The sequence below is a fragment of the Actinomadura citrea genome (assembly GCF_013409045.1).
GTDB lineage: Bacteria > Actinomycetota > Actinomycetes > Streptosporangiales > Streptosporangiaceae > Spirillospora > Spirillospora citrea.
Genome location: NZ_JACCBT010000001.1, coordinates 8,345,791 through 8,356,989 on the forward strand (window position 1 = coordinate 8,345,791; position 11,199 = coordinate 8,356,989).

At 66.9% G+C, this 11,199-nt stretch carries 8 protein-coding genes, 1 tRNA gene and 1 pseudogene; 6 read left to right on the forward strand and 4 right to left on the reverse strand.

What is annotated here, in order from left to right:
• Positions 1-1,196: 1,196 nt before the first annotated feature.
• On the reverse strand, positions 1,197-1,997 hold the full coding sequence (locus BJ999_RS38220; RefSeq protein WP_179837739.1) for a GNAT family N-acetyltransferase: 801 nt from the start codon (positions 1,995-1,997) through the stop codon (positions 1,197-1,199).
• A gap of 372 nt (positions 1,998-2,369) precedes the next feature.
• Positions 2,370-2,594, reverse strand: coding sequence for a hypothetical protein (locus BJ999_RS38225; RefSeq protein ID WP_179837740.1), 225 nt, complete (start codon positions 2,592-2,594; stop codon positions 2,370-2,372).
• Between the two features lie 728 nt (positions 2,595-3,322).
• Here BJ999_RS38225 and BJ999_RS42670 point away from each other — a divergent pair.
• The 5 genes and pseudogenes from BJ999_RS42670 to BJ999_RS38250 form a co-directional block, all read left to right on the forward strand.
• Positions 3,323-3,490: pseudogene (locus BJ999_RS42670) on the forward strand (transposase); the annotation flags it as partial.
• A 1,079-nt stretch (positions 3,491-4,569) separates the two neighbouring features.
• Positions 4,570-5,136 carry a carboxymuconolactone decarboxylase family protein gene (locus BJ999_RS38235; protein ID WP_179837742.1) on the forward strand — a complete coding sequence of 189 codons (567 nt, stop codon included), beginning with the start codon at positions 4,570-4,572 and terminating at the stop codon, positions 5,134-5,136.
• A gap of 609 nt (positions 5,137-5,745) precedes the next feature.
• Complete coding sequence (locus BJ999_RS38240) at positions 5,746-6,309, forward strand: dihydrofolate reductase family protein (protein WP_179837743.1); 564 nt, start codon at positions 5,746-5,748, stop codon at positions 6,307-6,309.
• A gap of 192 nt (positions 6,310-6,501) precedes the next feature.
• Complete coding sequence (locus BJ999_RS38245; protein WP_179837744.1) at positions 6,502-7,713, forward strand: tyrosine-type recombinase/integrase; 1,212 nt, start codon at positions 6,502-6,504, stop codon at positions 7,711-7,713.
• A 414-nt stretch (positions 7,714-8,127) separates the two neighbouring features.
• Positions 8,128-9,333, forward strand: coding sequence for a phospholipase D-like domain-containing protein (locus BJ999_RS38250; RefSeq protein WP_179837745.1), 1,206 nt, complete (start codon positions 8,128-8,130; stop codon positions 9,331-9,333).
• A 140-nt stretch (positions 9,334-9,473) separates the two neighbouring features.
• Here BJ999_RS38250 and BJ999_RS38255 read toward each other — a convergent pair.
• A tRNA-Tyr gene (locus tag BJ999_RS38255) sits at positions 9,474-9,558 on the reverse strand.
• A gap of 127 nt (positions 9,559-9,685) precedes the next feature.
• Here BJ999_RS38255 and BJ999_RS38260 point away from each other — a divergent pair.
• Positions 9,686-10,174, forward strand: coding sequence for a YajQ family cyclic di-GMP-binding protein (locus BJ999_RS38260; protein WP_179837746.1), 489 nt, complete (start codon positions 9,686-9,688; stop codon positions 10,172-10,174).
• Positions 10,175-10,280: 106 nt separating this feature from the next.
• On the opposite strand, the gene htpX is transcribed toward BJ999_RS38260, so the two are convergent.
• Positions 10,281-11,135: a zinc metalloprotease HtpX gene (gene htpX / locus BJ999_RS38265; protein ID WP_229810623.1), complete on the reverse strand. Its 855-nt coding sequence runs from the start codon at positions 11,133-11,135 to the stop codon at positions 10,281-10,283.
• Positions 11,136-11,199: the final 64 nt, after the last annotated feature.

Sequence of the window (11,199 nt, forward strand, 5' to 3'; positions counted from 1 at the left end):
CTCGTCCGGTCCTGGAGGCGATCCTCCAGGAGCACCTCGCGAGTTCGGGGCGCCTGACGGGAGGCAGACCCTCCAGGCTGAGCGGGGCGCATTTGTTGCTCCACCGCCTACGGCAAGTTTCAGCGGCGGCTAGGACCTCGGCCCTGAATTAAGGATGTCGGGCCCTCCGGTCTATCCGAAGCCCCTGTACTTACCCAGCCCGAGTCCCCCGTGTCCATGCGCGCATACTCCCGAACGCTGGAATCCAGATACGCCCAGTTGCACCCCATCCGCACGCGAAGGATCTCGAAAAGCGAGCAACATCTGATTGTGTTCGCACTGGTCGGAGGGTGATCCCGCTACGGCGTCGGATCCGAACCACCAGCTTGTTGTTGTCGATGATTCCGCATATTCCAGAACCTGAAACTGACCGCCCGGTGCGTGCCACGCTTCCCTGCTCCTCCGGAACCAAGGCATCGATCCCGCGGCCCGACCACCGTATTGTCCGGCGAGGGACATGCGGTACACTGCCGGTCGAGAGCTGGCTAACTCTTACTTCGCACCCAAGGAATCACACGTGAGAAGACGTGGGTGTATGCGGGTGTGAACGAGGGCCGGCAACTCTCGTTCTACATCCAAGTAAAAACGGTGTCTCGGGCAAGACACCCTATCGTGAGGTCGAAGGTCCGCCCGACCTGAAACTTCATGCACAACGGTGGGAGTGGCATCCCCCCGATGAGGTCAGCGGCCATGCTGCTGAACTTACTCGCGGAGAGAGGTGCTCCTCTTTATCGCTACCAGCGGGCGAAGGGGCCACCCCCATCGCTTCCCAATCGACGGCGGGCAGGTGCATCCTTCCCGCCGTCTTCTTTTATGCCACGAAGCCCATTCGACGGGCCGGCTCTTGGCGTCACCCGACCAGACTCACCCCCGATGCCCGTCGCCGAACGGGCCTTCACGCTCCGGCGTCGACCCGCCTAGGGCGGCGCCGCGACCCTGGGGCGGGCGATCGGTGCGGAGCCGGCTGGCGCTCCGCACCGCCTGTGACCGGCGCCCACGCCGCGGGTCTTCCAGCGGAGCCGTGAACTCCACTGCCTACAGGAAGGACCTCTGCGGCCACGAACGATGAGCAGCATGTCCCCGCGGTACCGGCCGCCGTGGCCGGGCCGTATGCCTGACTGCTGGAGGCGGTCGCCACCGCCGTCCAGGGCATGGGCTCAGGCGAAGCGCGAGAACGTCACATAGTCAGCGACGGGCTGGTAGCCGAGACGTTGGTAGGCCGCAGGGTTCGCTGGGGTCGTGACATGCACGACCTCGGTCACACCAGTGGCCAGCAGTGAGCGGGTGATGGCGGCTACCAGGGCGGTCGCGTAGCCATGTCCCCGATGCTCGCTCGCGGTGTAGATCGGGTCGAGGCGCACCGCCGGGCCGAACCGGGGCCCGTGACCGGCCACGGCCACCACGCGGCCACCGGTCTCCCAGACGTTCAGGTCGCCGGAGGCGATTCGGCCGGCCACGGCGCCGAGCGTGCCGTGGCCCCGGGTGACGGCCTCGTACCAGCGGTCCAGCAGGTCATGGTCCGCCGGCGTCGCGGGGCGCGCGAAACCGTCCGGCGTCGAACACGGGCAGAGCGTCTCCAGCCGGTGCAGCCGCGATCGAGGGCCGACCGGCTGCCCAGGACATTCCGACGCGAACGCCTCAGCCAGGTCGCTGCGCCCCTCCCACGTATGGGGCCTGCCGTCCAACTGCCCGGGCAACGCAGCAGCAGCCTCCACCGGCATGTCGCCAAGGAGCAGCGGACCGAAAGACGGGCGGACGAACGCGCCTCCGACTGCTCCCTCATGGCCGGTCCACCAGCCGAACAGCGATGGTGGTGTCCGCCCACCGCCCGAGCGGCGGACGGCGGACAGCGCGATCAGCAGGGGCAGGTTGGTCGCCGCCCGCGCGAGCAGGAATTCCTCGCCCGCGTCGAACTCGGCCGGGTCATCGGCCAGAGACCAGCCGAAGGTCAGCGCCACCGCCGCCCCCTGAAGGACACGGGAGAAGGGGCAGCCATCGAGATCGGCCGTCGACTGCGCAAGAGAGTCAGAAGCACGCTTTGACCGGGGCCGGTCGACATCGGGGGCGACAGCAGCGGTTCCCTCAAAAATTCCCTCATCCGCTCATGATCTCGCGCTGGACAGGGCACCCCCGCAACGCAAGTCGTCGCGGAGTTCACGGCGTCCCGCGAACCTCATCGAACCCGTGGTGACACGGGATATCCCGGGGCTGGACGTGGACCTGGTGGAGTTGAGTGACTCACTGCCCCAGTTCTTGATACGTATGCGGAGACGGCCCCTCGCCGCAGGCCGACAAGCTTGGTAACAGCAAGCGGGGCGTGCACGCTCGACCTACTCGGCGTCGCCGTACGATTCGTACCCGAGGAACTCACCGAACTCGTCCGCGAGCCATCTGGGAGTTCCCCACCAGCCGCCATGTTCCAGCGAACCCTCGTAGTCGATCTCCAAGCTACTGCCCTCTCTATCCTCCATCATCCCGAGTCGCCGGTTCCTGCTGTACAGGAAGAGCGTGACGCTGGCGCGACGGCTCCCGTCTTGGATGAGTTGACTCCCCATCACTCCTTCCCAGCACAATTGGAAGCCATTGCCTTGCGGAGGCGAACTACGGATACTTACGCAAAAATCCAAGCCCTCGCCGTCTTGGAAACGGTCGTCCAAAAGCTCTACAACTTCGATCGGTTCCTGCAACAACGTGCTCAATTCCGCGACGAGCCGATTAATCACGCCCAGTCGAGGATCATCTCTGCCGGTCATCCGGCACGCCTCCCGAACCACCAATGAAGATAACGGTGCTTACCCTGAGCATAGGGGCGCCGCGCCCAGCGACGCGAGACAATATCGCACTCAGAGGCCCCATGCTCGGCTCGCATAACGGAGGGCGGCGACAGGAACCAAACCCGCGCTGTCAGCTTGGGAAGCAAACCGATCCCGGTCGTCGCAGCGGCTGACACGGCTTTCGCGCGTACCGCCAGTGTCCGCTGTGGCCCCTTGATCACCCTGGCTAATTGCACGCCAATTGGGCGCCCGCCGGAGTTGCTGAGCTGGACGTTCTCGGCCTGCTCGGATCAGCGACAGCACCCCCGATCATGCGAGGGCAAGCGGACCCCGAGCGCAGGTTCCGCCACGGTCCGAGCACCGGTGCCGCGCGGCAGCGATCGCCCCGACCACGCAACCCGCCTCAGCCAGGCTGTCGCGATCGTAGGGCGAAACATCGCCGAGCGGTGCGGCAGGCGTCAGGCAAGGGGAGTCACGGGACGAGCTTGGCGAGTGTGCGGCAGGTTTACTGGCGGGACGTGCCCGCACGCTATGGGCCGTGGCCGACGCTCTACCAGCAGCTCCGCCGCTGGAGCGTAGACGGGACCTGGGACCGGCCGCTGACGCACGTCCAGGTGCACGACGACGCGATCGGGGCGGTGGACTGGTCGGCGGTGTGCGTGGGCTCCAACGTCGTCGAACGCTGCTTCAACCAGCTCAAACGCTTCCGCGGCCTGGCCACCCGATACAAGATACTCGCCGCCCACTACCGCGCCGTCGTCACCCATCGCCAGCCCTGTCCTCTGGCTCAGCGCCCCTTGGTCATGAGCTGGCGGTACAGCGGCTAGATCTACTCAAGATCAGCCTTAGGCCACTGGGGTGGCAAAGCGTGCGACCGCGCGAGGTTCATCACTTCGTGTTCCCCGTGCCCTTGCTGTGGGTGTACGCCAGAGATGCGGTCGTGGATACCGGGGCGATGCTGCGGGTTCGGGCGAGGCCGGGCGGGCGGGCGATGGGCTACCACGCGGCGGAACCGGGGAGTAGATTTTGCACGTTCCTAGCAATGTGCAATGACTCCGAACGGGCAGCCAAGCAAATAAATGAGCACGCAACAGCGCCTATTTCTTGGGATAGGTCATCTAAAATGTCCCCCGGGATAGGCACATTAAGAAACTGATTGTCCGGCATATGCTCGGCAGTTCCGACCATTGCAGCAAGATGGTCATGGCGCGTGTCCGCACTAATGGGGGCTCGCTGACGCGGGGGAAACCGCCTCCGGCGTCGAAAACGTCGCAGAGGTAATCTGCCTCGTCGGGGAAGTCCTCCGATCACTGGGCGAGCATAGGAGCATCTTCGGGGACTGGAGGTCACCGAACGCCGGGAAGGATCGTCGCAGCTAGACATCCTGGACGGTGCGTTGGAGCACCTGAAGCATCGCAGGACGTGGCGGGCAGGCCGGCCCGCGCGGCGGTAGCCACGAAACGGTCCGGGGTGCCGCCACGAGCACCTCGTAGCCGAGCGCCCGGCACGCCGGGCCAGCGGCAACAGCAGATAGAAGTGACCGCGCAGAGGCACGCTGGTGAACAGGCCCGCATGGCCGCTCTGGCATGGTGCTGAGGACGGGCCGTCAGCCTAATTGACCCCGCGAAGCCGAATGTCGGCATGGCCGGAGTTGGCACCTTCTTACCCCTGCCCTGGGCGCGCCCGATGCGAGACACTTCCTTGTGCACGGAGAGCGAATCGCTCCCCCGACGCGGGGACGACGATTGGAGAGCCGATGCCGCATATCGCCCTGGGGAACGACGCGTCCGGAATCATCTCGCTGTTCGCCTACCGGCCCGAGACCGCCCGCCCGTTGAGCGAGCTGGCCGAGGTGCTGCTGCGCGGCCCGAGCTCGCTGAGCCGCGGCGAGCGGGAACTGATCGCCTCCTACGTCTCGGCCCTCAACGACTGCGAGTTCTGCACCACCTCGCATGCGGCGTTCGCCGCCGCCCAGCTCCCCGAGGGCATCGCGTTGGTCGACCAGGTACGGGCCGACCTCGAGAGCGCGCCCGTCCCGGCGAAGCTGAAGGCCCTGCTGCGGGTGGCCGGCGCCGTCCAGCGGAGCGGGCGCGACGTGCGACCCGAGGACGTGGCCGCCGCCCGCGCCGAGGGCGCGACCGACGTCGAGGTGCACGACACGGTGCTGATCGCCGCCGCGTTCTGCATGTTCAACCGGTACGTGGACGGCCTCGGCACGACCCTGCCCGACGACACCGCGGAATACGCGGCGTCCGCCGACGCGATCGTCAGCGGCGGATACCTGGCCATACTCGGCCGCCCGGAGGAGCGCGCCGAGGCGTGAAGCCGGTAAATGCGCCGGTGAGCGCCCTGGGAGTAGCCGCCTGCGAGTGTCCTGGGAGAGCTGTGCTCGAAGCGTGATAACGCGTGGTACGACAGCCGGCTCTTGCGACTGCCTGCAGAGCACCCGAACGCTGATCGTCAGGTGCTGCGCAAGGTGCTGGCCGAGCTTGAGGCTCGATTGCTGACCTCCACGGGCAGACCCATACGCGGCTGTCCTGGCGCTCGCGCCCCGGCGGCAACTGGAACCGAACGAGGTGCAACGCCCAGCCGCATTGCCCGGCGCGTCGGCGCGTAAGCGAGCCGCTCTCAGACGTCGCCTGGCCGAACGGTATCCCGAGGACGGTTGATGCCAGAGTCCTCACTCTCCGCCCAAGCCGTCGTCCTCACAGTCGCCCTGCAGCAGACCGGTCGCGTAGCCACCCCTGGACTGATCTGTGAAGGCCAAGCGCTGCGGTCCTGGGAGGGTCGACGGCTCGACCGTCCGCTTTTCAGAAGTAGCAACGACGGTGATCACGCCGAAGCGGACCGGCCCTCGGCGTGGCCTGACCGATGATTTTTCCGCGCCGTGCTGATCTGTACGCCGACAACCGACTCACAGGAGGCTGACGCCATGCGGAAACTGACCTTCGCCATGAACCTGAGCTTGGACGGCTACATCGCCGCGCCCGGCGACGACCTCGGCTGGAGCGTGCCGAGCGACGAGCTGTTCCAGTGGTGGTCCGACCGGGTGGGGGCGACGGGCCTGGCGCTGTACGGGCGCAGATTGTGGGAGACGATGAGTTCCCACTGGCCGACCGCCGACCAGCAGCCCGGCGCCACACCGGCAGAGATCGAGTACGCCCGCCGCTGGCGGGACATGCCGAAGGCGGTGTTCTCCTCCACGATCGACAAGGTCGACTGGAACACCCGCCTGGTCACCGGCGACGCGGTCACCGAGATCACCCGGCTCAAGGCCAAGGACGGCGGCCCGATGGACATCGGCGGCGCCACACTCGCCGCAGCGGCGATGCGGGCCGGGCTGATCGACGAGTACGTGCTGCTCACCGCACCGGTCCTGGTGGGCAGCGGCACGCCGTTCTTCACGGCGCTGGACAACTGGGTGAACCTGACCCTGGTGGAGACCCGGAAATTCCCCGACGGCGTACTCCTGACCAGGTACGAGACCAAGCGCTGAATACCCAACCTCCGATCGTCCGCGCTTCGGGCCACCCAAGGATCTCGCGGCGCTGTGTTCCGCCCCCCGTGGGCTCTCACCCGGGTGTCGTCCTGGTCGCGGTTGCCGGCCCCCCGAACACACGATCGCCCACCCCGGAACGAGTACCCAACGTGCACAGCCCGCCCGGCGCCGTAGATCGGCTAAAACATCATGCAAGCCGCGAGAAAGGGAGAGGGGTTCGACACGGACACGGGCCTTCCCGAGTCCATGGTCCGGGCCCAACTCGCGGTCACGTGGTTCGACCTCGCGTGCCGGTACGTCGATCTCAAGTGGCCGCACGCCGCAGCCAAGTTCCGAACCGGCATCGCCGATGCACTCGCGACCGTCACGCCCGTCCTAGTGACCACGAAGCGCGGGAAGCCAGACGACAAGGTTCTACGCGCGGCGCTGTACGGCTGGGCCTTCCACAAGGTCCGCCGCGAGACGACCAAGCTCACCGGCAAGGAGGCCGCCGCGCTCAAGTGGCTACAGGCCAACTCTCTGCGAGTCGTCACGCTCAACGAGAAGGACCAGCGATCCCAACTCATCCGCTCGGCACTCGACACAATCGCGCTCAAGATGGACGGCACGCCCGCCGCAGCGAAGACCGTCGCCAGGAAGCGCGCGATCTTCTACGGCGCGCTCAACTACGCCGTGGAACTCGACATCTTGCCGGCGAACCCCATCGACCGCGTGGCATGGAAAGCCCCGGCCATCGCCGAGGAGGTCAACCGCAACGTCGTCGCCCGGCCGCGCCAGGTCCGGGCACTCCTGGCCGCGATCGAGGACAAGCGACCCGAACTCACGGCGTTCTACGGCTGCCTCTACTACGCCTACATGCGGCCCGGTGAGGCCAAAGTCCTGCGCAAGGGCGACTGCATCGACCTGCCCGACGAGGGATGGGGACAGCTCTTGCTCAGCGGCAACTCACCCCGCGTCGGATCGGAGTGGACGGACACCGGGACGAGCCATGAGGAACGGCAGTTGAAGCACAGGGCGAAGAAGATCGCTCGGCCCGTCCCCATCCCGCCCGAGCTCGTCCGGCTGCTGCGTCGTCACCTGGCCGAGCATGGGACGGCACCGGACGGCCGGCTGTTCTCCGGTGGGCGCGGTGGGCCGCTCTCAGAGAGCGTGTACGGGCGCGTCTGGCAGCTCGCCCGCGACATGGCGCTCACGCCCACACAGGTGGCCTCTCCCCTGGCCGGACGGCCCTACGACCTCCGCCACAGCGGCGTCACGCTCGCCCTCAACGCCGGCGTCCCGGCGCCCGAGGTCGCCCGCCACGGCGTCGACGTCCTGCTACGGGTCTACGCCGGGTGCATCGACGGCCACGAGCACATGTGGAACGGCCGTATCGAGGAAGCTCTCAAGGACGGCGACTAGCTAGGAGTGCGATGCCCGCCAGGACGACCGGAGGGGACCGGCGAGGTCATCGACACGGTGAGCTGCGCGGGGGCGTTCTGGCCGTCCTGTGCCAGATGGCTCAGTGGCAGCGCTGGTGTTTGGGCGTGAGGTGTTCGGGTTGGGGTCCCCGCGGTGCGGTCCTAGGGTCCTAGGGCCCTAGTTGAGGGTTCGGAGGGTTTTTAGCCTCATTGGCAAGACAGCGGATGTGACATCGGTCAGAAGGCATCCAACAGCGAGGCTCGGATCCCTACCGGAAGGCTGAAGATGTCCAGCAAGCTCCCCCTCAAGGTGCCCGTCGCTCTCAGTGCGCTCGCTTTCGCGAGTGCCGCGCTCCCGGCCGGTCCAGTGCACGCCGATCCGCCGAATGAGGCGATTCCCATCGCTCTCGATCAGGTGGACGACTATGTGAAGTTCACCGAGGACGACAACACGGTGATCTCCGATCACGCCAAGGCCCTCATCGACGCCGCGCCGAGCGGGGCGACGATCCGGCTCCCGCTGTACTACTTCAGCCAGAGCAAGATCGTGACCTCTCTCAGCAGGGCGAAGGGGCGGGGCGTCAAGGTCAGGGTCGTCATCAACGGCAGCGAGATCGGCATGCCGCAGTACCAGGAGCTGACGGCGGCGTTCGCCGACTCGCCCGATGCGGTGCGGACGTGCGGGCAGCGGGTCACGGACGGCGCCGGCGGGTTCCCGAAGCAGAGCGGGCGCTACATATCCACTCGCGGATGCGCCGCCAACCGGAAGGTCGGCGACAACTACTCGCGCATGCACAACAAGTTCATGACGATCGACAAGGTCGCGAAGAAGGGGGGAGGCGTCGCGCGGAACGTCGTTTACGTGGCGTCCGCCAATCTGCACGAGTGGACCTCGTACGAAAGTGCCATCACGGTGCGGGACGCCGGGCTGTACAGGTTCTACAGCAGATATTTCGACGACATGTACCGTCTCGCGAACAGGTCGGGGCGGCTCGACAACTACGGATCGAGTCACGTGTACAAGCCGTCCGGCGGGAAGTATCAGGTCTACACGTTCCCTCGGAGGGAGGCCGCCGGGAAAGCGCGCACGAGTGCGTCCAACGATCCGGTCGTGGCGGACGTGAAGGCGGCGAGGTGCTCGCGCAGTGCCAGCGACGACGTCATCAACGTGGCGAACGTCAGGGTCGCCCGGATGGCGGTGGCCAACGCGCTCATCGATGCTGGGAAGCGCGGCTGTACGGTCCGAGTGCTCACCGGGGACATCGCCTATGAGGACGGTGGGGCGGAGCTGATCTACGCGGCGGTCAACAAGCTCGCGTACAGCTCCTACATCGAGGGCGGCGTCAGGTACTGCGGGCCGGTGAACAACATCTCGTGGATGCACGAGAAGTTCATGCAGATCAGTAAGGGCACGTCGTCCGGCCTGTACGTGGGCAGCCACAACCTCACCGTCCAGGCACTGCGCCAGCAGGACGAGAACATCCTCCGCGTGCGGAACGCCACGCTGTACGCGGCGTACACCGGGCGTTTCGACTCGCTCCACACCTACTGCTCGCAGTGGAAGCCGAAGGTGCCTCCTCACACGGGTCCGGGCGACAACGCGGTCGAGGACGTCGACTAGAGGGCGCTCGGGCGCCCCGGCCGTGTTCCGTGACTGTTCCGTGAGCACCCGGCAATGGCCGGTAGGAGTGGGGAGCTACCGGGAAACAACGAGAACGGCCCCTGACAGCGTTCTAGCTGGTCAGGGGCCGTTCTACGTGGTGGTGGCGGGTGCAGGGTTCGAACCTGCGTAGGCTAAGCCGACGGATTTACAGTCCGCTCCCATTGGCCACTCGGGCAACCCGCCGTGGTGTTTCGCTGGAAAGGATAGCGGACCCTCGGGGTGGGTGTGACATCGAGGCGGGGCGTGCGGGGCGTGGGGAGTCGATACGCTCTGTAGATCGTGATGCTGCTGCTGAGGGGATGTGTGGGCGATGGCCGACTCGTCGTTTGACATCGTGTCGAAGCTCGACCGGCAGGAGGTCGACAACGCGTTGAACCAGGCCGCCAAGGAGGTGGCGAACCGGTTCGACTTCCGGAACGTGGACGCGGGGATCAAGTGGTCCGGGGAGTCGATCGAGATCCAGGCGAACACCGAGGAGCGGGCGAACGCGGTGCTGGACGTGCTGAAGGACAAGCTCGTCAAGCGGGGGATCTCGTTGAAGGCGATCGACGCGGGTGAGCCGAAGCTGTCGGGCAAGGTGTACAAGCTGGGCGTCGGCCTGAAGGAGGGCATCGCCCAGGAGGACGCGAAGAAGATCGGCAAGCTCATCCGGGACGAGGGGCCGAAGGGTGTGAAGGCCCAGGTCCAGGGGGACGAGCTGCGGGTCAGTTCGAAGAAGAAGGACGACCTCCAGCAGGTCATCAACCTGTTGAAGGGCAAGGACCTCGAGGTCGCGCTGCAGTTCGTGAACTACCGGTAGGACGAGGGGAGCGCGCCGGCCCCATCCCCCGCAGAAGTGGCCGGCGCGCTCTTGTGTGTTATGACGCGGCGGCGTCCAGAGTGGTTCGGTCGAATTCCGCGGACGCTCAGCGGTGGCCTGCCATGCGTTCCAGGCGGGCGATGCGGTCGGCGGTCGGGGGGTGGGTGGAGAAGAGCTTCCCGATGCCGGCGCCCTGGAAGGGGTTGGCGATCATCAGGGAGCTGGTGGTGGCGAGTTCGGGGTCCTGCGGCAGGGGGAGCGCGCGGGTGCCGGCGTCGATCTTGCGGAGGGCGGAGGCGAGGGCCAGGGGGTCGCCGGTGAGGCGGGCGCCGGCGGCGTCGGCGGAGTACTCGCGGGTCCGGCTGATGGCCATCTGGACGACGGCTGCGGCGACCGGGCCGAGGACCAGCATGAGGAGGGCGCCGAGGATGCCGGGGCCGTCGTCGTCCTCGGACCGTCCGATCGGCAGGAAGATCGCCAGGTGGGACAGGTAGGTGATGACGGTGGCGATGGCGGCGGCGACGGAGGCGATGAGGATGTCGCGGCTGTAGACGTGGGAGAGCTCGTGGCCGAGGACGGCGCGCAGTTCGCGCTCGTCCAGCATCTGGAGGATGCCGCGGGTACAGCAGACGGCGGCGTTGCGCGGGTTGCGGCCGGTGGCGAACGCGTTGGGCTGGCGGGTCTCGGAGACGTACAGGCGCGGCATGGGCTGGCGGGCAGAGGTCGACAGCTCCCGGACGAGCCGGTACAGCACCGGCGTCTCGACCTCGCCGACCGGGTGGGCGCGCATCGAGCGGAGCGCGATCCGGTCGCTGAAGAAGTACGCGATGCCGTTGGTTCCGAGGGCGATGACCAGCGCGATCGTCAGACCGGCCGTGCCGCCGAACGCCCAGCCGGCGACCAGCATCAATGCCGACAGCGCAGCGATCAATGCTGCCGTTCTGACGCCGTTGAACCGCACCTGCATTGCCTCCCCGTCGACCCCGGCATGAACATCAACGGTTTGACCTGGGGGAACGTTCCCA